Below are 21,267 nucleotides of genomic sequence, written 5' to 3'. Positions count from 1 at the left end.
GAGCCCCGTGCGGCTGCGAAGATGATCACGTGGGGGAATCCTGGACGATCGGGCTGGTCATCGCCCTGGTGGCGGCGGTCGGCGCCGCCGGGTGGCTCGGCGCGGCGGCGGTACGGGCGCGGCGGCTGCACCGGACGGCCATCGAGGAGCGCGGCTGGCTGCTGGAGCGGGAGCGCGAGAGCGCGACGCGGACGGCGGTCGACGCCGAGCGGGCCAGGATCGCCGCCGAGCTCCACGACATCGTCAGCCACAACGTGAGCCTCATGGTGGTCCAGGCCGGGGCCGCCCGCGAGGTGCTGGCCACGATGCCCGCGGAGGCCGCGGCGGCGATGAGCGCCGTCGAGACCGCCGGCCGCAACACGATGACCGAGCTGCGGCACCTGCTCGGTCTGCTCGCACCCGCGCAGAACGGCGATGACGAGCCCTACGACGTCGACCTGTCGCCGCAGCCGAGCCTGAGCCGGATCGGCCCGCTGATCGACCGGATCGCCTTCGCCGGCCTGCCCGTCGAGATGCGCGTCTCGGGCGAGCCGCGCCCGCTGCCGACCGGGATCGACGTCACCGCCTATCGGATCATCCAGGAGGCCCTGACCAATGCCCTCAAGCACGGGGACGGGGCGAAGGCCGAAGTGACGGTGCGTTACGCGGACAGCCACCTGCGGGTCGAGGTGCTGAACAGCGGGCCGAGCGTCCTCTCGGGCGGCCCGGCGGCGACGGAGCCGGCCCGTGGCAAGGCGGACGGGGCGGGCCGCGGGCTGCTCGGCCTGCGGGAGCGGGTCGCCGTCTACGGCGGCGATCTGGACGCCCGCCGCCGCCTCGGCGGGGGCTACCGCGTCCGCGCCCGGATCCCGCTGGACCGGCCGTGACGACGCCCACCGCCCCGGCGCCCCGCGTCGTGATCGCCGACGACCAGGAGCTGGTCCGCACCGGTTTCCGTCTGATCCTCACCGCGCGCGGCATCGACGTGGTGGGCGAGGCCGGCGACGGCGCCGAGGCCGTGGCCGCCGCGCGCGGGCTGCGGCCCGACGTCGTCCTGATGGACATCCGCATGCCCGTCATGGACGGCCTGGAGGCCGCCCGCCGCATACTCGCCCAGTCCCCGGACTGTCGGGTGATCATGCTGACCACCTTCGACCTCGACCACTACGTCTACGCCGCGCTCGCCGCCGGAGCCAGTGGATTCCTGCTCAAGGACGTCACTCCCGCGCACCTGGCCGCCGCCGTCCACCTGGTCAACACCGGTGACGCCCTGCTCGCGCCCTCGATCACCCGTCGTCTGGTGGAGCGCTTCGCCCTCGGCGCCCCCGGAGCCGGCCCGGGCCCCGCGGCCCCGGCCGTCCACCGGGACCTGGCCGTGCTGACGCCGCGCGAGCGCGAGGTGCTCGCGCTCATGGGCCGGGGTCTTTCCAACGCCGAACTGGCCCAGGAGCTGACGCTCAGTGAGGCCACGGTGAAGACCCACGTGGCCCGGATCTTCGCCAAACTGGGCCTGCGGGACCGGGCCCAGGCTGTCGTCCTCGCCTACGAGACGGGAATCGTCTCACCGGGCGGGTCCGCCGGCACCGCCGACCCCCGCGGATAGCTCTCCGCTGTCGGGGGCCATGAAATCGGTGCGGGAGGCGGCCCCGCGGAGTTGCCCGAGCGGTTTGCGGAACAACGTACCCTGACGATCGGTTTGTATGATCCAAATCGGGTTCGTTGGGGGACATCGGACCCGCGTGGAGGGCCGGGGGCGCCGCGGCCGGGGGAGTTCGTCGGTTATTGCGACCGTCGTACGTGCAACCCGGGGGCGGTCTCGACCGTCTCTCTGTGTGCAGCGCGTCCGGTCGTAGCGGGCGCGGCGTCCGCCGGTGAAAGGTTCAGGCATGTCAGGTCAGTGGGGCGAGGGTCCGGCTCGCGGTGACGACGCGCCCGGTGCGCTCACGGCCGACGGTGCCGGCGGAACCCCGGGTGCGTCGGTGCCCGGCCCCCGGCCCGGTGGCCGCGCCGAGGCCCGTCGGGCCGCCCAGGGCAGGCCGGGAGCGGCCAAGGCCGGACCGCCCGCCCCCACGGCCACCGGCGGCGGACGGGCCGCGGCCAGGGCCGCCGCCCGCAAGCCGAAACGGGACGTCAAGAAGATCGTCGCCTGGTCCGCGGCCGGTGTGCTCGTGCTGCTGGCGGGCACCGGCGGGCTCATCTACTACCAACTCAACGGCAACATCAAGTCCTTCGACGCGGACGCGATAGCCAAGGAGCGGCCGCCGGAGGCGCAGGCCGACGCGGACGGCAACAAGCCCGTCAACCTGCTGCTGATCGGCTCCGACAGCCGGGGCAAGAACAACTCCGACCTCGGCGGCGGCGAGGACGGCGGCGCCCGCTCGGACACCACGATCCTGCTGCACGTCTACGCCGACCACAAGCACGCGGTGGGGATCTCGATACCGCGCAACGCGATGGTGCCCATCCCGTCCTGCAAGCTGCCCAACGGCAAGTGGACCAAGGGGTCGACCAGCGACCTGTTCAACGCGGCCTTCTCCACCGGCGGCACCGACGACGGCAACCCCGCCTGCACCCAGAACACGGTGGAGAAGCTCACCGGGATCCGGGTCGACCACACCATGGTGGTGGACTTCCAGGGCTTCTCGGCGATGACCAAGGCCGTGGACGGCGTGGACGTCTGCCTGCCGGAGGACATCCACGAGAAGGACCTCAACGACAAGCTGCCCAGCAAGGGCGCCGTGGTCCTGAAGAAGGGCCCGCAGAAGGTGGAGGGCCAGCAGGCGCTCGACTACGTGCGGCTGCGGCACGGCATCGGCGACGGCTCCGACATCGGCCGGATGAAGCGCCAGCAGGCGTTCATCAGCTCCCTGGCCTCCAAGATCAAGAAGCAGGGGCTCAACCCGACCACCCTGCTGCCGCTGGCCAACGCCGCCACCAGCTCGCTCACCGTCGACCCCGGCCTCGACAGCGCCGACAAGCTGATGTCCTTCGGGCTCTCGCTGCGCAACATCGACCTGCACGACCTGAAGTTCGTCACCCTGCCCTGGCGCTACCGCACCGTGGACGCGAACATCGACATCGTCCAGGCGGACGCCAAGAAGCTCTGGGACACCCTCAAGGCCGATCAGACCATCGACGGCCAGAACGCCACCGGCGAGCAGCCGGCCGAGACCCCCTCCCCGACCGTCCCGGCGTCCGCCGCGGGGACCACCCCGGCGGCAGCGGCGCACGCCGCCGCGGCGGGCTCCCCGCTGGCCTCCGAGACCGCCAGGAGCGTCAAGGTGTCGGTCTACACCGGCACCAGCGCCACCGGCATGGCGGGCAAGGCGGCCGAGCAGCTCAAGGCGGCCAAGTTCACCGCCACCGCGGTCGGCCGGGCGGACAACCTCAAGTACACGACCACGATGGTCCAGTACGGCTCCGGCCAGAAGGCGAACGCGGAGAAGGTCGCGGAGGTGTTCCCCGGCGCGGTCGTCGAGCCCGGCACCTCGCCCGGTGTCACCGTGATCGTGGGCAAGGACTTCGCGGCGGCCAACGGCGCCGCCGTCCCGGGCGCCTCCGGCAGCGCCTCGGCGGCCCCGTCCGTCCCCGCCGGGCCGCAGCCGCTGCCCAGCAGCATCGTCGCCGACGCCCGCTCGGCGGACGACAACATCTGCGACAACACCACCTACGGCTCCGGCGGCTGACCGGCGGCTGACCGGCGGCGGAACGCCCGGGCCTCCCGCCGCCCGTGCGGCTCCGCGTCGGCCGGAGGTCCACCGGGGCGCCGTCCGGTGGCGGGATCGCGGAGGCACGGCGATGGTGGGCGGTGTACGGCCGTCCGGCCGCACGGCCCGAGGCGGCCGGCGCCCGGTGGCCCGTCCGGCGGAGGACCATCGCTTGGAGGCCCAGGAATGCCCGTAGTCACCGCACCGTACAAGCCCGGCACCCCGTGCTGGGTGGACCTGATGGCGAGCGACCAGCAGGCCGCGCTCGACTTCTACCGCGACCTGTTCGGCTGGCAGGGCGAAGTCGGCCCGCCCGAGTTCGGCGGCTACGCCGTGTGCTCGCTCAACGGCAGGCCGGTCGCCGGGATCATGGCCCGCTCCGGCCCGGAGGGGCAGCCGCCGCCCCCGGTCTCCTGGACCACCTATCTGGCCGCCGACGACGCCGACGCCGCCGGGCAGGCCGTCTCCGCCGCCGGCGGCACCATCGTGTACCCCGTGACGGAGGTGGGCGACACCGGCCGGATGCTGGTCGCGGCGGACCCGACCGGTGCGGTCTTCGGCGTCTGGCAGAAGCTGGGGTTCATCGGCGCGGGTGTCGTCAACGAGCCCGGCGCGCTGGTCTGGAACGAGCTCAACACCACGGACACCGGGGCGGCCGGACGGTTCTACCAGCAGGCGCTGGGCCTGCGCCCGGCCACCGTCCAGGGCATGGACGGCTTCTTCTCGCTCAACGTCGGCGACCACACCGTGGGCGGCATGCAGCCGGTCGCGGAGTACCTGCCGCCGGGCACCCCCTCGCACTGGATGACCTACTTCTCGGTGGACGACACCGACTCCACGGTGGACGCCCTGGTGAAGGCGGGCGGCTCGGTGGTGCAGCCGCCGTTCGACATGCAGGCCGGGCGGATGGCGGTGGTGCGGGACCCGCAGGGCGCGGTCTTCGCCCTCACCTCCACCCCGGACTCCCCCTGAGTCCCGGACTCCCCCCGCGTCCCGGAGTCCCCCCGAACCCCGGAGTCCCCCCGGGCCCCGGGCGGCCCGCCCGTGCCGGCCGGGCCGCCCGTTCCCGCGACGCGCCGCCCGGAATGGGCGGTCGAACGCGCTCCGGCGGGTAAGACTGCACCCATGCTGGGGCTACCGGACGACATCCGCGCTTTCCTGTTCGACCTCGACGGGGTGCTCACCCAGACCGCCACGGTGCACGCCGCGGCCTGGAAGGACACCTTCGACGCCTTCCTGCGGGCCGAAGCCGCCCGCACCGACGGGCCGTTCACCCCGTTCGACGCCGTCGCCGACTACGACGCCTTCGTGGACGGGCGGCCCAGACTCGACGGCACCCGCGCCTTCCTCGGGAGCCGGGGGATCGAGCTGCCCGAGGGCACCGACGCCGACCCGCCGGGCGCCCGCACCGTGCACGGCGTCAGCCGGGCCAAGAACGACACCGTGCTGCGGATGATCCGCGAGCAGGGCGTCGCCCCGTACCAGGGCTCGGTCGACTACGTGCGCCGGCTGCGCGCGCTCGGCCTGCCCGCCGCCGTCGTCTCGTCCAGCGCCAACTGCCGGGACGTGCTGCGCGCCGCGGGCATCGAGGGGTACTTCGACGTGATCGTCGACGGCCTGGTCGCGGCCCGGGACGGCCTGCCGGGCAAGCCCGCGCCGGACACCTATCTGGCCGCCGCCCGGGCGCTGGGCGTGGAGCCCGCGCACGCCGCCGTGTTCGAGGACGCGCTGGCCGGGGTCGCCTCCGGCCGGGCCGGCGGCTTCGGCGCGGTGGTCGGGGTGGACCGGGTCGGCCAGGCCGCCGAACTGCGCCGCGACGGCGCCACCGTGGTGGTCCGGGACCTCGCCGAACTGATCCCCGACCCCGGTCCGCAGGCCCCCGACAAGCCCGAGGAGACACCGGCATGACCGGTCAGGAGCAGCCCTTCGTCGTCGACCCGTGGCAGGTCGTCGAACCGGGCCTCGACCTCACCTCGATGGCCCGCGCCGAATCCGTGTTCGCGCTCTCCAACGGCCACATCGGCCTGCGCGCCAACCTCGACGAGGGCGAGCCGCACGGCCTGCCCGGTACCTACCTCAACGGTGTCTTCGAGCTGCGCCCGATGCCGTACGGGGAGGGCGGCTACGGCTACCCGGAGTCCAGTCAGAGCGTCATCAACGTGACCAACGGCAAGATCGTCCGACTGCTGGTCGACGACGAGCCCTTCGACCTCCGCTACGGCGAACTGGTCAGCCACCGACGCTGGTTGGACTTCCGCGACGGCCTGCTGCGACGGTCCGCCGAATGGACCTCCCCGGCCGGCCGGACGGTCCGGGTCGACTCCACCCGGCTGGTCTCGCTCACCCAGCGGGCGGTCGCCGCGGTCGAGTACACCGTGGAGGCGGTGGACGCCCCGGTGCGGATCGTGCTGCAGAGCGAGCTGGTGGCCAACGAGCAGCTGCCCGGCGGCGCCGACGGCGACCCGAGGGCGGCCGCCGTCCTGGAGGCCCCGCTGGTGGCCGAGGCCAGCCACGCCGGCGGGACCAAGGCGGTGCTGGTGCACCGCACCCGCTACAGCGGCATCCGGGTCGCCGCCGGCATGGACCACGTGATCGAGGGGCCGGACCGGCTGGACACCGTCGCCGAGGCGGAGGAGGACCACTGCCGGATCAGCGTCACCACGGTGCTCCGCCCCGGCGAGCGGCTGCGGCTGGTGAAGTTCATGGCCTACGGCTGGTCCGCGACCCGCTCGCTGCCCGCCGTCCGGGACCAGGTGGAGGCGGCGCTGACCGCCGCCCGTTACACCGGCTGGGACGCCCTGGTCGCCGAACAGGCCGACTTCCTCAGGGAGTTCTGGGAGACCAGCGACGTCGAGATCGAGGGCGACGTCGAACTCCAGCAGGCCGTCCGGTTCGCCCTCTTCCACGTGCTCCAGGCCGGGGCCCGGAGCGAGGAGCGCGCCATCCCGGCCAAGGGCCTGACCGGCCCCGGCTACGACGGGCACAGCTTCTGGGACACCGAGGCGTTCGTCCTGCCGGTACTCACCTACTGCCTGCCGTCCGCCGTCGCACAGGCCCTGCGCTGGCGGCACACCACCCTGCCGATGGCCCGCGAGCGCGCGGTCCAGCTGGGCCTCGCCGGGGCGGTGTTCCCCTGGCGGACGATCCGCGGCGAGGAGTGCTCCGGCTACTGGCCGGCCGGCACCGCCGCGTTCCACATCGGCGCGGACATCGCGGTCGCCGTCGCCCGCTACGTCCGGACCACCGGGGACGTCGAGTTCGAGCGCGAGTACGGGCTCGAACTCCTGGTCGAGACGGCCCGGATGTGGCGCTCGCTCGGCCACCACGACGCCGCCGGCCGGTTCCGGATCGAGGGCGTGACCGGCCCCGACGAGTACAGCGCCGTCGCCGACAACAACGTCTACACCAACCTGATGGCGCAGACGAACCTGCGCGCGGCAGCCGAGTCCGCCGCCCGGCACCCGCGCGAGGCCGCCGCGCTCGGTGTCGACACCGAGGAGACGGCGGCCTGGCGGGACGCGGCCGCGGCGATGTTCGTCCCCTACGACGAGGACCTCGGCGTCCACCCGCAGGCCGACGGCTTCACCGACCACCAGGTCTGGGACTTCGAGAACACCCCGGCCGACAGCTACCCGCTGCTGCTGCACTACCCGTACTTCGACCTGTACCGGAAGCAGGTGGTCAAGCAGGCCGACCTGGTGCTCGCCATGCAGGTCCGCGGCGACGCTTTCACCGACGAGCAGAAGGCCCGCAACTTCGCCTACTACGAGCGGCTGACCGTCCGCGACTCCTCGCTCTCCGCGTGCACCCAGGCCGTGATCGCCGCCGAGGTCGGGCAGCTCGACCTCGCGTACGACTACACCGCCGAGGCCGCCCTGATGGACCTCCACGACCTCGGCGGCAACACCCGGGACGGACTGCACATGGCCTCCCTCGCCGGGGCCTGCATCGCGCTGGTGGCGGGGTTCGGCGGGCTGCGGGACCACGGCGAGGCGCTGTGGTTCCGGCCGAGGCTGCCGGCCGGGCTGACCCGGATCGGCTTCTCGCTGCTGATCCGGGACAAGCTGCTGGCGGTGCGGATCGACCACGAGGAGACCACGTACACGCTGCGCCGGGGCGACGTGATCCAGCTCCGGCACGACGGGGTGCCGGTGCAGGTGAAGGCCGGCGACCCGGTCTCGCTGCCGACCACCGCGCCGCCGGCCCAGGAGCGCTGCGCCCAGCCGCCCGGCCGTGAACCGGCCCGCCGCCAGCCCCAGGCGGGCGTGCCCGGGGGCCGGATCTCCTCCGGCCCGGAGCACCTCGCCGCCGAGTAGGCCCCGCCGCCCCGGCCGCCGCCCCCGCGTCCCCTCACTCCGACGGGTCTCCCCCGGGTGCGGGGCGCGGCGGGGCGGCGGAGGGTGCTGGTGGCGTGCGCCTCCGGCGCGCGTTCCCCGTACGTGTGTCGTCCCGGGCATGTGCCGCCCCCGGCAGCAGGAGGTCCCCCGTGGTGAGTGTGGCCGAGCAGATGGTGGCGGTGCTCCGGCAGGCCGGCGTGGAGCGGGTCTACGGCGTGGTCGGCGACAGCCTCAACCCCGTGGTGGACGCCATCCGCCGGACCGACGGCATCGCCTGGGTGCACGTCCGCAACGAGGAGGCCGGAGCCTTCGCGGCCGCCGCCGAGGCCGAGCTCACCGGCCGCCTCGCGGTCTGCGCCGGCTCCTGCGGCCCCGGCAACACCCACCTCGTCCAGGGCCTCTACGACGCGCAGCGCAGCGGCGTCCCCGTGCTCGCCCTGGCCTCGCACATCCCCTCCGGCCAGATCGGCACCGGCTTCTTCCAGGAGACCCACCCCGAGCGGGTGTTCACCGACTGCAGCGGCTGGTGCGAGATGCTCTCCACCGCCGCCCAGATGCCCCGGCTGCTGCGGATCGCGATCCAGCACGCCCTCGGCGCCCGGGAGGTCTCGGTGCTGGCCTTCCCCGGCGACGTGGCGGCGCTGTCCGCCGCCGCCCCGACCGGCACCGGCCACTTCCTCACCGAGCGGGCCGTCGCCGCCCCGCCCTGGTCCCAGGTGCAGGAACTGGCCCGGATGCTCGACGCCGCGCCCCGGGTGGCGCTGTTCTGCGGCGCGGGCGTCCGCGGGGCGCACGCCGAGGTGATGGAGCTCGCGGCCGCCCTGAACGCGCCGGTCGGGCACTCCCTGCGCGGCAAGGAGTGGATCCAGTACGACAACCCGTACGACGTCGGGATGAGCGGGCTGCTCGGCTACGGCGCCTGCCACGAGGCCCTGCACTCCGCCGACCTGGTGCTGCTGCTGGGCACCGACTTCCCGTACGACTCCTTCCTGCCCCAGGCCCGCACCGTCCAGGTGGACCACGACGCCACCCGGCTCGGCCGCAGGACGGCCCTGGAGCTCGCCGTGCACGGCGACGTCCCGGCCACCCTGCGGGCGGTCCTGCCGCTGCTGGAGCGCAGGACCGACCGGTCCTTCCTGGACGACATGCTGCGCCGCCACTGCCGGGCGCTGGAGGACGTGGTCGGCGCCTACACCCGGGACATCGGGAACCACCTGCCGATCCACCCCGAGTACGTGGCCTCGGTGCTGGACGAGGTGGCCGCCGACGACGCGGTCTTCACCGTCGACACCGGCATGAACAACGTCTGGGCCGCCCGCTACCTGCGGCCCAACGGGCGCCGCCGGGTGATCGGCTCCTTCCTGCACGGGTCGATGGCCAACGCGCTCCCGCACGCGATCGGCGCCCAACTCGCCTTCCCCGGCCGCCAGGTGGTGGCGATGTCGGGCGACGGCGGGCTGTCGATGCTGCTCGGCGAGCTGCTCACGGTGGCCAGGCACCGGCTGCCGGTGAAGACCGTGGTCTTCAACAACGGCGCGCTCGGCATGATCAAGCTGGAGATGCTGGTCTCCGGCTACCCGGAGTCGGAGGTCGACAACGGGGACGTCGACTACGCCGGGATCGCCCGGGCGATGGGCATCCCGGCCAAGCGGGTCACCGATCCGGAGCGGGTGCGGGAGGTGCTGGCGGAGGCGCTGGAACGGCCCGGTCCGGCCCTGGTCGACGTGGTCACCGACCCGAACGCGCTGTCCGTCCCGCCGCACATCACCGCGGCCCAGCTGAAGGGCTTCGCACTGGCCGCCGGCCGGACGGTGCTGTCGGGCGGGGTCGGGCGCATGATCGACCTGGCCCGGTCCAACCTGCGGAACATCCCCCGGCCGTAGGCCCCGTCCCGGCGCCACCGTTCCGTGGGCGTCGTTCTCCGGGCGCCGCCCGCCCCGGGGTGATTTGCCTCTCGGGCAAAAAGTTTGCCCGGGCGGCACAAGAGGTGTCCACTGGGCACATGACCACCAGCCCAGCCGGTCCGCCCGCCGACCTCGGCGCTCCCGGCCCCGAAGCCCCCGCCGCCGCTCCCGCGGACGACCACGGGACGCCGGAGGTGGCCGGCCTCGCCGCGAGGCTGCGCGAGCACCGGCTCGGCAGCCGCCTCACCCTGGAGGTCGCCGCCGCCCGGGTCGGTCTCTCCCCAGCCTACTTGTCCCGACTGGAAACCGGGCGCCGACAGCCCTCCCTGCCCGTCCTGCTCGGCCTCGCCCGCGCGTACGGCACCTCCGTCTCCGGTCTGCTCGGCGAGGCGTTCACCGAACCCGACCCGGTGGTGCGCGGCGGTGCGATCGAACCGGGCCGGGCCGGCGGCTGGGGCTACCGGCGGGCCGGCGCGCCCGGCCGGGCGATGCAGGCGCTGCGGGTGCACGTCCCCCCGGGCGTGCAGGACACGGTGGTCCGGGTCCACCCCGGCGAGGAGTGGTTGTACGTCCTGCGGGGCCGGCTCCGGCTGACCCTCGGCGAGCGGGTCCACCTGCTGGACGAGGGCGACTCGGCGCACTTCGACTCGCTCACCCCGCACTGCATCGCCGCCGACTCCTCGTCCGGGGTCGAGCTGCTCTTCATGCACACCCTGCTGCAGAGCCCCGGCGGGGAACTCTGCCTCGGCGGCGGCCCCGCCGCCCCGCACCACTGACCCGACGTCAGGACATCCGGAGGAGATCACCATGGCCGATCCCACCACCACCGAGACCGTGAGCCCGACCGCGACCGCGACCGCGGCCGCGACCGTGCCGGGGGTCGTTCCCGCCCCCGCCGCAGCCCCCGCCGCCGCCGCAGCCCCCGCCGCCGTGCGCGCGAAGCCGGCCAAGACCATCGACGCGGGCAAGCAGGCCAACCGCCGCATCGGCGTCCGCCTGGTGATCTACACCGTCGCCACCCATGCCTTCGCCGGCTTCATCCTGCTCCTCTTCGAGCTGGGCAACCGCAACAAGTAGCCCGCCGCCGGGGGTGGTTCAGCTCTCCCGGAGGATCCCGCAGAGGGCGTCCACGGCGGCCGGGAAGGCGTGCTCGGACGGGGTCGCGTAACCGACGACCAGGGCCGGCGGCGCGTCCGGCGGAGCGTCCGACCGGGCCGCCGAGGCGGCGGGCAGGCCGAGGGGCCGGTCGGCCGACAGTCCGGCCCGGTACCAGTCGAGCCCGGTGAGGACCAGTCCGGCCGCGCGGGCCCGCTCCAGCAGCTCCGCCTCCGGGCGGGAGCCCGGCGGCAACTGCAGGACGGCGTGCAGCCCGGCGGCGATACCGGTGACCCGGACCTGCGGGGCCCGCTCGGCCAGCGCCGCGACCAGCAGGTCCCGGCGGCGCCGGTAGTGCAGCCGGCAGCGCCGCACATGCCGGTCGTAGCGGCCCGAGGTGATCAGCTCGGCGAACGTGAGCTGGTCGGTCACCGGGCTCATGGTGTCCGCCAGGGACTTGAGCCGGGCGACGGGTTCCACCAGTTCGTCCGGGAGGGCCAGCCAGGCCAGCCGCAGACCGGGAGCCAGGCTCTTGGCGGCGGTGCCGCCGTACACCACGCGGTCCGGGTCGAGCGCCTGCATCGCCCCGAGCGGCTGCCGGTCGTAGCGGAACTCGCCGTCGTAGTCGTCCTCGATCACGTACCCGTCCTGCTCCCGGGCCCAGCGGACGGCCGCCGCCCGGCGGTCGGCGGCCAGCGCGGCGCCGGTCGGGAACTGGTGGGCCGGGGTGAGCAGCACCGCCCCGGTCCGCTCCGCGGGGCCGCCGGCCCCCAGCCCGTCCAACAGGTCGGTGCGGGCCCCGGCGCCGTCCAGCGGCAACGGGACGAGGCCGAGCCCGGCCGCCCGCAGCACCTCGCGCTGCGGCGGCAGCCCGTAGCCCTCGACCGCGATCCGGTCCGCCCCGCGCCGGCGCAGCGCGGCGGCCAGCAGGCCGAGACCCTGGCCGAAGCCGGCGCACACCAGCAGCCGGTCCGGATCGGTGCGCACGCCCCGGACCCGGGCCAGGTAGTCGCTGAGCGCCCGCCGCAGCTCGATCCGCCCGAGCGGCGAGCCGTAGTCGAAGGCGTCGTGCGGGGCGACGGCCAGGGCCCGGCGGGCGCTCGCCAGCCAGGCGCTGCGCGGGAACAGCGAGAGGTCGGGCCGTCCGGCGAGCAGGTCGTACCGCCCGGTGGGTCGGCCGCCGCCGCGGACCCCGGCCGGGCGGCCGGCGGGCCGGGGCGCGTCGCGTTCGGCGACCGTGGTGCCGGAACCCTGCCGCGAGTCGAGCCAGCCCTCGGCGGTCAGCTGCCCGTACGCCTCGACCACGGTGTTGCGGGCGATGCCGAGGTCCTGGCCGAGCGCCCGCGAGGACGGCAGCCTGGTGCCGGGGGCGAGCCGCCCGTCCTGGACCGCCTCGCGCAGCGCGTCCTCCAGGGCCGCGCGCAGTCCGGCCCCGGCGGCCCGGCGCCCGGTGAGGTCGAGGTGCAGATCGCCGCCGAACGCCGTCCACGGGGCGTGGGCGCGGGCCCCGCCGCCGGCCTCCCGGGGGGTGTCCCGCGGGGCGTCGGGAAGGGCGTCGTGCGGGGCGTCGGGGGAGTCCCGGGGGGCGCTCCGGGGGGTGTCGGGAGCGTTCCGGGGGGCGCTCGGCGCGGGGCCGGGGGTCGTTCGGGGGCGGCTCATGGCGGGATTATCGCCGCACCCCCCGCGGCCGGCCGATCTCCGATACATTGCGCCGGACGCACGACCGCGGTGGGGGTGGCGAACATGGCTGGCCGGTACGGGAGTTCGGCGGTTCCGCGGCGAAGAAGGAGGCCGGGCGGCGGGGGCTGCCTCGGCGCCTTCCTGCTGCTGCTGTGCTGCGGGGCACTGGGCTACCCGCTGGCCGCGCCGGTGCTGGTGCCGGCCCTGATGCGGGCCCAGAGCCCGCCGCTGCACGTCACCCCCGGCCAGATCGCGCTCCTGGCCGGCGTCTCCTACGCGGTCGCCCTGCTGCTGGATCGGCAGGCGGCCCGGCGCCGCCGCCGGGTCGCGCCCTGGGTGGTGCCCGCCCGGGCCGCCGTGCTGGCCGGCGCCTGCTCGCTGATCGCCCACCTGGTCGGCGCCCACGCGGTGCCGAAGGTCCTCGGCGCCCAGGACCCGGCCTCGGCGAACGGCTACGCCCTGCAGTGCCTCGCCGTCGGCGCGTTCGCCTGGGGGTGGCGGACCTGGCTCCGCTCCTGGTCCGGCGAGCTGCTGGAGCGGCCGCCGGTCCGTCCGGCCCGCACCGGCGACGGGCGCGGGTCCGCGCGCACCATCACCGTCTCCCGGCCGTCGGCGGGTGAGGTGTGGGTGGCGATGGTGCCGTTCCGGGACCGGCCGGAGGCCGCCCGGCACTACTGCGTCGTGGTGGGCGCCCGGGCCGGCTACGCCGAGGTGCTGCAGATCACCAGCAAGGACAAGGGCCACCGGGACGACTACATCCGGATGGAGAACGAGGGCTGGGACCGCACGGGCAAAGCCTCCTGGGTGGAGATCGGGATGGCGCCGCGGCGGGTGCCGTACGAGAGCTTCCTCGCCGACCACCCGCAGGGCCCGTGCCCGCCGCGGATCTGGCGGGAGATCCAGCGTCGCCAGGCCGCCCTCGGCGCCGACCGGCCGGCGCGGCCGCGCCCGGTCGGCGGCCCGGCCCCGTCCGCCCGCGGCCCGCGGCCGCCGGCCCCCGACCGCGGCCGCCGGCCCTGACCGGGATCAGCTCCAGCTGGTGCCGGCGGGCTCCTGGACGGTCGCGTTGATCCGGTTGAAGAAGTTCGTCAGCCCGATCATCAGGATGATCGCCGACAACTGCTCCTCGTCGAAGTGGTCCGCCGCCGCGTCCCAGACCGCGTCCGGCACGGCCTGGCCGGAGCGGTCGGCGATCCGGGTCGCGGCCTCGGTGAGCGCGAGCGCGGCCCGCTCCTCCTCGTCGAAGAACGGGGTCTCCCGCCAGGCGGCGACGGCGTGCAGCCGCTCGTCCGTCTCGCCGGCCTTCTTCGCCCCGGTGACGCCGGCGAAGACGCAGGCGCTGCACCCGTTGATCTGGCTGGCCCGCAGGTGCACCAGCTCCAGGATCCGGGGCGGGACGCCGCCCTGGTGCATCGCCTTGTAGATGTTCTGGATGCCCTTCATGGCGTCCGGCAGGACCATGGCGGGGTTCTTCATGCGGGCGGCGTGGCCGGTGCGGGCGGTGGCCGGGGCGGCGGAGGCGGTCGCGGTGGTCTCGGTGGCGGTGGTGGTCTCGGTGCTCATCGGTGGGTCCTCCGGTCTGGGTCGTCCGCGTCGGCGTCGGTATCGGCGTCACGCGGAGCGGTTAACGTCCGTCAAGGAACTGACGGATCCCGACGCGAGGATGTGACAGGTGGACGGGGAAGATTTTCTGGCGGAGCGGTTCGAGGAGCACCGACCCCATCTCCGGGCGGTGGCCTACCGGATGCTGGGCTCGCTGAGCGAGGCCGAGGACGCGGTGCAGGAAGCCTGGTTCAAGCTGAGCCGCTCCGACGTGAGCGAGGTGGCCAACCTGGCCGGCTGGCTGACCACCGTGGTCGGACGGGTCTGCCTGGACCTGCTGCGCTCACGGGTGGCCCGGCGCGAGGACCCGCTGGAGCACCAGGACGGGCGGGAGGTCCGGCTGCCCGATCCGGTCATCGACGGAGTCCTGGCCCTGGACCCCGAACAGGAGATACTGACGGCCGACTCGGTCGGCATCGCGCTGATGATCGTCCTGGAGACACTGGCCCCGGCGGAGCGGCTCTCCTTCGTCCTGCACGACATGTTCTCGGTGCCGTTCGACGAGATCGCCCCCATCCTCGGCCGCACCTCCGCCTCCACCCGGCAGCTCGCCAGCCGCGCCCGCCGCCGGGTCCAGGGCGCCGCCCCCGCGCCGGACGCCGACCTGGCGCTGCGCCGCGAGGTGGTGCAGGCGTTCCTGGCCGCGGCCCGGGGCGGGGACTTCGAGGCGCTGCTCACCGTCCTGGACCCGGACGTGGTGGCCAGGACCGACGCGGGCGCGCTGCGTCCGGCGGTGCTGCGGCGCGGCGCGCGCAACGTGGCGGCCGGGGCGAGCGCGTTCGGCTCGCGGTTCGTCGGACAGTCGCTGCTGCTGCTGGTCAACGGCGAACCGGCGGTGGCCACCTTCACGGACGGCCGCCCGGCCTCGCTCGCGGTGTTCACCGTGCGTGGCGGCAAGGTCGTCGCGATGCACATCTTCGCCGACCCGGAGCGCCTGGAGCGGCTCGGTCTGTCGGTCGGCTGACGCGTCCGCCGTCACCCGCCGGCCGTCACCCGCCGGCCGTGACCCGCAGGCCGTGACCCGCAGGCCGTGACCCGCGAACCGCCGACGGTTCGCGGGTCACGGCCTGCGCGCGAGGGCCGGCGGCCCCTACCCTGCCGCGGACCCGTGCGGCAGGATGTCGAAGAGATCCCGCCCGTCGATGTCGAGGCCCCGCACCCCGCTCCGACCGAAGGGTGAGAGCGCGCCGGACCGGGCGCGCGGAACGGGAGGACACCCGCGATGAAGTACCTCGCCATGATCTACGGCAACCAGGCGAAGTGGGACGCGTTCCCGGCCGATGAGTGGCCGGCGGCGATCGCCAAGCAGGAGGCGTTCAACACCAAGTACCGGGAGACCGGCGAACTCCTCGGCGCCTACGGCCTCGCCGACGCGGCCGCCGCCCAGCTGGTCCGCCGTGCCGAGGGCCTCCCGGTCGTCACCGACGGCCCCTACCTGGAGACCAAGGAGTACATGGCCAGCTTCTACCTCTTCGACTGCGAGAGCCCGGAGCGCGCCCGGACGATCGCCGCCGACATGCCGTTCGCGGACGTCGACCCGGTGGAGCTGTGGCCCGTCCTGCACGAGTCGCCGTCCCCCGACGCGGCGGACATGTGAGCGGCGGCGCACTCCCGGCACCGGGCGGCCCCGAGGGCCTGCTGCGCGAACTCGCGCCGCAGGCCCTCGGGGCGTTGGTGCGCCGCTACGGCCGGGGCCTGTTCGACGCCTGCGAGGACGCCGTGCAGGAGGCGCTGCTGGCCGCCGCCACCCAGTGGCCGGCCGAGGGCGTGCCGGAGAACCCGCGCGGCTGGCTGGTCACGGTCGCCTCCCGGCGGCTGGTCGACACCGTCCGCAGCGAGACGGCCCGGCGCCGCCGCGAGGACGCCCTCGCCCTCGCCACCCCGCAGTCGGCCCTGCTCGGCCCCGCCCCGGACGCGGCGGCCGACGCCGACCGGGACGACTCCCTGCAGCTGTTGTTCCTCTGCTGCCGTCCCGAACTGTCCGCGCCCAGCCGGATCGCCCTCACCCTGCGCGCCGTCGGTGGTCTGACGACGGCCCAGATCGCGGCCGCGTTCCTGGTGCCCGAGTCGACGATGGCCCAGCGGATCAGCCGCGCGAAGCAGACCGTCCGCACCACCGGCCTGCCCGCCGGGGAGCCGGCCGAGCGCCTCGCCGACGTTCGTCAGGTCCTCTACCTGATCTTCAACGAGGGCTACACCGCGAGCGGCGGCGAGGACCTCACCGCCCCCGAGCTGTCCACCGAGGCGATCCGACTGGCCCGGCTCCTGCTCCGGCTGGTCCCGGACGACCCCGAGACGGCCGGCCTGCTCGCCCTGATGCTGCTCACGGACGCCCGCCGCCCGGCCCGCACCGGCCCGGGCGGAATGCCGGTGCCGCTGGCGGAGCAGGACCGTTCACGGTGGAACCGGCCCCTGCTGGAGGAGGGGGTGGCCCTGATCGGCCGGACCCTGCCGCGCGGCCCGGTCGGCCCGTACCAGGTCCAGGCGGCGATCGCCGCCGTCCACAACGAGGCACCGGACGCGGAGTCGACGGACTGGCCGCAGATCCTGGCCCTCTACGACGTGCTGGAGGGCTTCGGCGCGAACCCCTTCGTCACCCTCAACCGCGCCGTCGCCCTCGCCCTGGTGGACGGTCCGGCGGCCGGCCTGGCCGCGCTCGCCCCGCTCGCGGAGGACCGGCGGTTCGCCCGCCACCACCGCCTCCTCGCCACCCGGGCCCACCTGCTGGAACTGCTCGGCGACCCGACCGCCGCCGCCGAGTACCGCGAGGCCGCCCGCCGCGCCACCAGCGCCCCCGAACGCCGCCACCTCACCGAGCGGGCCCGCCGACTGGAGACCGAGCAGTGACGACCCGAGCAGTGACGACCCGAGCAGAGATGACCCGTGCGGCGCCGACCCCAGCGGCGCCGACCGAACGCGTCGTGGAGCGCGAGGACGTCACCCTCGTCTGCCACGACCGGGGCGGCGACGGCCCGCCGCTGCTCCTGCTGCACGGACTGGCCGGGTACGGGGGCGAGTGGGACGCCGTGGCGCGTCGGCTCGCCCCGCGCTTCCGCGTGATCACCGTCGACCAGCGCGGCCACGGAGCGAGCACCCGCCGGCCCGCCGACGTCTCCCGGGCCGCCCATGTCGCCGACGTCGTCGCCGTGATCGACCGGCTGGCCCCCGGACCGGTGACCCTGCTGGGCCAGTCCTACGGAGGGCACGCCGCGATGTTGGTCGCGGCCGCCCACCCGGAGCTCGTCGAGCGCCTGGTGATGGTCGAGGCCGGACCGGCGGCCGGGGAGGCCGGGACCGTGGCCGGGATCGCCGAGTGGTTCGACTCCTGGCCCACCCCGTTCGCCGACCGGGCGGACGCGGTCGAATTCCTGGGCGGCGGTCCGGTCGGCGAGGGCTGGGCGGGCGGCCTCGAACGGCGGGCCGACGGCTGGTACCCGCGCTTCGACCCGGACGTCATGGTCGCGTCCCTGGCCGACAACACCCACCGCGCCCGGTGGCCGGAGTGGAACCGGATCACCTGCCCCACCCTGGTCGTCCTCGCCCGGTCCACCATCATCGACGCCGAGCAGCTCGACCGGATGCACCGCGACCGCCCCGACGCCGTCCTGCTGAGCGTCCCCGGCACCACCCACGACCTGCACCTCGAACGCCCGGAGGCCCTGGCGGAACTGGTCGACGGCTTCGCCCGACGGTAGGCGTTCCCACCGACGGCATCCCCCGCGTGGGAAGTCGTGGCCGCCGACTTCCTGTGCGGCTGGTGGTGGGGTGCTGGGCTGGTCATGGCTCGCCCGAGGCGTGAAGAAAGGTTTCTTCTTTGCTTGTTCTCGGCGGACTGGCGCGGGAAGTCGGTGTCGTCGACTTCCCGCGCGGCGGGGGTTCGTTGTCGCGTCTTGGGTGGGGGAGGTGTGGAGCGGCGTGGGAAGTCGTGCCCGCCGACTTCTCGCGCCGCTGGCGATCCCGCCCTTCGGGAGTGTGGCAGAAGCGATTCCGACTCTGTGTTGTGCGGCGTCAGCGTCCCGCGTGTGAAGTCGTGGCCGCCGACTTCCTGTGCGGCTGGTGGTGGGGTGCTGGGCTCGTTATGGCTCGCCCGAGGCGTGAAGAAAGGTTTCTTCTTTGCTTGCCCTCGGCGGACTGGCGCGGGAAGTCGGTGTCGTCGACTTCCCGCGCGGCGGGCGTTCGTTGTCCCGTCTCGGGCGGGGGAGGTGCGGGGTGGCGTGGGAAGTCGTGCCCGCCGACTTCCCAGGCGGTCGGAGCCGGGCGGCGGTTGGCGCTGTCACAACTGTTCGGGGGCCGGGTGCAGCCGGGTGTGGAGGTGGCCGGCGAGCGGGTACTCGGGCGGGGTGGCCGGCACGATCCGGTCGAGGCGGTACCCGCTCTTCTCGGCGACCCGGCAGGAAGCGGTGTTGTCCTCCTGGTGCAGCAGTTCGAGCCGCTGGAGTCCGCCCGGGCCCAGGGTGTCGAAGGCCCAGGCGGTGAGCGCTTCCAGCGCGCGCGGGGCCACGCCCCGGCCGCGGGCTTGGGCAGCCGTCCAATAACCGACTTCGGCGACCGGTTCGCCGGGCGAGACCCGCTTGACCACGAGGTTGCCCACCAGCGGCCCCGGCACCGCACCGGGCCCGGCCTCCAGGACGGCGAAGGCGAGCCGGTGGCCGGCCGCCCAGGCCGCCTGCTGTGTGTCGACCCAGCGCAGCGCGTCGGCCTCGTCGTCGACGACCGAGCTCGTCCAGCGGCGCAGCACCGGGTCCCGGTACGCCTCGACCAGCGCGGACGCGTCCTCACGCCGCCAGGGCCGGAGCAGCAGGGCGGGGGCGGACGAGGTGGCGTCGATGCGCAGGAGCACGGTGTCGTTCATCGGGTGATCGTATCCGCAGGGCGGTCCGACGCCTGGTCAACAGCCTTGTGACCGGCGGCCGATGGGGGTGCCGTCGGCCGATGGACGCGTGGCAGACTGGGCGGCCGACGGACAGTTCGTTCGAGTAGGACACGGGGGCGGGGATGAGCGGTCGGGGGACGGTGCTCGGCGGGCGCTACACGCTGACCGAGCGCATCGGCGGCGGTGGGATGGGTGCGGTCTGGCGGGCCGAGGACGCGGTGCTCGGGCGTTCGGTGGCGGTGAAGATCCTCCACCCGGCGCTGCTGGCGGACGTGACCTTCGCCGAACGTTTCCGCCGCGAGGCGCGCCTGCTCGCCGTGCTGGACCACCCCGGCATCGTCGATGTGCACGACTACGGCGAGGAGGAGCCGCCGGACGACGACAGCGACCGGCACGCCTACCTGGTGATGGAGTTGATCGACGGCCGTCCGCTGGACCGGGTCCTGGCGGCTGACGGCGCCTTCCCGCCCGCCCGGGCGCTCGGTCTGCTCGCCGAGGCACTGGACGCCCTGCACGCCGCCCACCGGCGCGGGGTCGTGCACCGTGACGTCAAGCCGTCCAACCTCATGCTCCGGGCCGACGGCCGGGTGACGGTCACCGACTTCGGCATCGCCAGGTCCATGGCCGGGACCAGGCTCACGGCCTCGCACGCGGTGATCGGCACCGCGCTCTACATGGCCCCGGAGCAGGCCGAGGGAAAGGCGCTCACCCCGGCCGTCGATCTCTACGCCATCGGCGTGGTCTGCTACGAACTTCTGGTCGGCAGACCGCCGTTCACCGGCGGGGGGATGCTGGAGGTGGCGCTCAAGCACCTGCGCGAGCCCGCGCCCGAGCTGCCGGGGGACATCCCGCCGGCGGTGCGCGCGTTCGTCGCGACGGCGTTGGCGAAGGACCCGGGCGAGCGGTTCGCCGACGCCGCCGCGATGGCGGCCGCGGCCCGGGCGGCGGCGGACGGCGAACGGCCGCCGGTGCTCCCGGCGCCCGCCGCCGTGAAACCCGCGGCCGTGAAGCCCACCGCCGCGCGGCCCGCCGCTGCGGAGGCCCCCGCCGAGGAGCCCGCCGCTGCCGCCCGACCCGTGGTCGCCGCCACCGAACCGGCCGGGCGGTCCCGCCGGCGGGGCTTCCTGGTGCCGGTGGTGCTGCCGATCGTGATCTCGGTCGGCACGGCCACCGTGCTGCTGGTCGACCGGGCGCCGTTCACCTCGCAGGCCCAGGAGCCGAGTTCGCCGCCGGGGGTCACGGTGACCCTGACCGCCTGGCCGGCGGGCGCGTCGCCGTCCGGGGTCCTGCCCTCGGGCCCGTCCGCGGTCCAGACCCCACCCACGACCCCGCCCACGACCGCGCCCGCGGCTCCGTCCGGCACCCCGTCCGCCGCGACCGCGAAGCCCACGACACCGTCTGCGGCCCTGTCGCCGACCGCGTCCACCACCCTGCCGTCGGCCGCCGCGTCGCGGCCGGGCGGGTCTCCGTCCGCGGCCCCGAACGCTCCGCAGCCGCCCCAGCAGTCGCCCGCCCAGGTCCAACAGCCGGCCCCGTCCGCCACCGGGGCGACCGCGCCCCAGGCCACGGCGCCCCCGGCGGCCACCGCCCCCGGTGCCGCCCCGGCGAGCGGTTGTGGCGGCACCAACTGGGGCTACATCACCAATGTCGGCGACGGCCTCCGGATGGGCCTCTCGCAGGACGGTCTCGCCGGTGGCCAGGCCGTGGTCATGGGCGGTGCGACCGCCTACGGCTGGGTGCACACCGTCCCCAGCAGTTGGCACCAGTTCAACGCCTGCAAGTTGAGCGCTCCCGTGCTGGTGCAGGAGATGGACGGCCGGGTGACGCTGTCCAACGGCTTCAGCTTCCTCACCAACTGGACGGTCACGGCCGCGACCACCCCGGGGGCCTTCTACCTGAAGGACTACATGGGCCAGAACTGCCTGACCGACAACGGCGTCGGCGCCCCACTCACCATGACCACCTGCACCCCCGGCAACAAGTCCCAGGAGTTCCGGATCCCCTAGTGGCTGCTAAGAGCTATTAGGAGCCGTTAAGGGGTGGACGCAGGTGCTGACGATGTGCCAGGATCGTGCTGCGGCCGACCGCAG

18 protein-coding genes are annotated in these 21,267 nt (G+C 74.7%); 15 read left to right on the top strand and 3 right to left on the bottom strand.

Annotated elements, in window-relative coordinates; genetic code table 11:
• Positions 1 to 29: 29 nt before the first annotated feature.
• The 9 genes from ACIQ9P_RS27690 (at position 30) to ACIQ9P_RS27650 (ending at position 11,004) form a co-directional block, all read left to right on the top strand.
• Entirely contained in the window at positions 30 to 866 is an 837-nt protein-coding gene (locus ACIQ9P_RS27690; RefSeq protein WP_402361666.1) for a sensor histidine kinase, read from the top strand.
• Complete coding sequence (locus tag ACIQ9P_RS27685; protein WP_402361663.1) at positions 863 to 1,582, top strand: response regulator; 720 nt, start codon at positions 863 to 865, stop codon at positions 1,580 to 1,582. The genes ACIQ9P_RS27690 and ACIQ9P_RS27685 overlap by 4 nt, the downstream gene beginning before the upstream one ends.
• A gap of 283 nt (positions 1,583 to 1,865) precedes the next feature.
• Complete coding sequence (locus tag ACIQ9P_RS27680; protein WP_402361660.1) at positions 1,866 to 3,665, top strand: LCP family protein; 1,800 nt, start codon at positions 1,866 to 1,868, stop codon at positions 3,663 to 3,665.
• 207 nt (positions 3,666 to 3,872) lie between these two features.
• Entirely contained in the window at positions 3,873 to 4,658 is a 786-nt protein-coding gene (locus ACIQ9P_RS27675) for a VOC family protein (RefSeq protein ID WP_402361657.1), read from the top strand.
• Between the two features lie 153 nt (positions 4,659 to 4,811).
• Positions 4,812 to 5,594: an HAD family hydrolase gene (locus ACIQ9P_RS27670; RefSeq protein ID WP_402361654.1), complete on the top strand. Its 783-nt coding sequence runs from the start codon at positions 4,812 to 4,814 to the stop codon at positions 5,592 to 5,594.
• Positions 5,591 to 8,002 (top strand): glycoside hydrolase family 65 protein, encoded by a 2,412-nt coding sequence (locus ACIQ9P_RS27665; RefSeq protein ID WP_402361651.1) that lies wholly within the window; start codon positions 5,591 to 5,593, stop codon positions 8,000 to 8,002. Before ACIQ9P_RS27670 ends, ACIQ9P_RS27665 begins: the two co-directional genes overlap by 4 nt.
• Positions 8,003 to 8,172: 170 nt before the next feature.
• A complete protein-coding gene (locus tag ACIQ9P_RS27660; protein ID WP_402361648.1) occupies positions 8,173 to 9,906 on the top strand; it encodes a pyruvate dehydrogenase in 1,734 nt (577 codons plus the stop codon).
• 119 nt (positions 9,907 to 10,025) lie between these two features.
• On the top strand, positions 10,026 to 10,703 hold the full coding sequence (locus ACIQ9P_RS27655; RefSeq protein WP_402361645.1) for a helix-turn-helix domain-containing protein: 678 nt from the start codon (positions 10,026 to 10,028) through the stop codon (positions 10,701 to 10,703).
• A 31-nt stretch (positions 10,704 to 10,734) separates the two neighbouring features.
• Complete coding sequence (locus ACIQ9P_RS27650; protein WP_402361642.1) at positions 10,735 to 11,004, top strand: DUF6126 family protein; 270 nt, start codon at positions 10,735 to 10,737, stop codon at positions 11,002 to 11,004.
• Between the two features lie 18 nt (positions 11,005 to 11,022).
• Here the strand turns inward: ACIQ9P_RS27650 and ACIQ9P_RS27645 are convergent, their stop codons facing one another.
• Positions 11,023 to 12,681, bottom strand: a complete 1,659-nt coding sequence (locus ACIQ9P_RS27645; protein ID WP_402361639.1) for a PLP-dependent aminotransferase family protein — start codon at positions 12,679 to 12,681, stop codon at positions 11,023 to 11,025.
• An 84-nt stretch (positions 12,682 to 12,765) separates the two neighbouring features.
• On the opposite strand from ACIQ9P_RS27645, the gene ACIQ9P_RS27640 reads away from it, so the two are divergent.
• Positions 12,766 to 13,722 carry a hypothetical protein gene (locus ACIQ9P_RS27640; protein WP_402361636.1) on the top strand — a complete coding sequence of 319 codons (957 nt, stop codon included), beginning with the start codon at positions 12,766 to 12,768 and terminating at the stop codon, positions 13,720 to 13,722.
• A gap of 6 nt (positions 13,723 to 13,728) precedes the next feature.
• Here the strand turns inward: ACIQ9P_RS27640 and ACIQ9P_RS27635 are convergent, their stop codons facing one another.
• Positions 13,729 to 14,178, bottom strand: a complete 450-nt coding sequence (locus tag ACIQ9P_RS27635; protein ID WP_402362055.1) for a carboxymuconolactone decarboxylase family protein — start codon at positions 14,176 to 14,178, stop codon at positions 13,729 to 13,731.
• Positions 14,179 to 14,374: 196 nt separating this feature from the next.
• On the opposite strand from ACIQ9P_RS27635, the gene ACIQ9P_RS27630 reads away from it, so the two are divergent.
• The 4 genes from ACIQ9P_RS27630 (at position 14,375) to ACIQ9P_RS27615 (ending at position 17,999) form a co-directional block, all read left to right on the top strand.
• Positions 14,375 to 15,268, top strand: coding sequence for a sigma-70 family RNA polymerase sigma factor (locus ACIQ9P_RS27630; RefSeq protein WP_402361633.1), 894 nt, complete (start codon positions 14,375 to 14,377; stop codon positions 15,266 to 15,268).
• A 258-nt stretch (positions 15,269 to 15,526) separates the two neighbouring features.
• Positions 15,527 to 15,901: a YciI family protein gene (locus ACIQ9P_RS27625; protein ID WP_402361630.1), complete on the top strand. Its 375-nt coding sequence runs from the start codon at positions 15,527 to 15,529 to the stop codon at positions 15,899 to 15,901.
• On the top strand, positions 15,898 to 17,151 hold the full coding sequence (locus ACIQ9P_RS27620; RefSeq protein ID WP_402361627.1) for an RNA polymerase sigma factor: 1,254 nt from the start codon (positions 15,898 to 15,900) through the stop codon (positions 17,149 to 17,151). Before ACIQ9P_RS27625 ends, ACIQ9P_RS27620 begins: the two co-directional genes overlap by 4 nt.
• An 11-nt stretch (positions 17,152 to 17,162) precedes the next feature.
• The gene (locus tag ACIQ9P_RS27615) at positions 17,163 to 17,999 is read left to right on the top strand and encodes an alpha/beta fold hydrolase (RefSeq protein ID WP_402361624.1); all 837 of its coding nucleotides are present in this window, start codon (positions 17,163 to 17,165) and stop codon (positions 17,997 to 17,999) included.
• A gap of 578 nt (positions 18,000 to 18,577) precedes the next feature.
• On the opposite strand, the gene ACIQ9P_RS27610 is transcribed toward ACIQ9P_RS27615, so the two are convergent.
• A complete protein-coding gene (locus ACIQ9P_RS27610) occupies positions 18,578 to 19,156 on the bottom strand; it encodes a GNAT family N-acetyltransferase (RefSeq protein ID WP_402361621.1) in 579 nt (192 codons plus the stop codon).
• Between the two features lie 143 nt (positions 19,157 to 19,299).
• On the opposite strand from ACIQ9P_RS27610, the gene ACIQ9P_RS27605 reads away from it, so the two are divergent.
• The gene (locus ACIQ9P_RS27605) at positions 19,300 to 21,183 is read left to right on the top strand and encodes a serine/threonine-protein kinase (protein WP_402361618.1); all 1,884 of its coding nucleotides are present in this window, start codon (positions 19,300 to 19,302) and stop codon (positions 21,181 to 21,183) included.
• Positions 21,184 to 21,267 lie beyond the last annotated feature (84 nt).

Origin of the sequence: Kitasatospora sp. NPDC094019 (assembly GCF_044764505.1) — a bacterium.
GTDB lineage: Bacteria > Actinomycetota > Actinomycetes > Streptomycetales > Streptomycetaceae > Kitasatospora.
The sequence above is the reverse complement of the archived record's forward strand: the minus strand, read 5'-3'. Positions and strand labels throughout refer to the sequence as shown.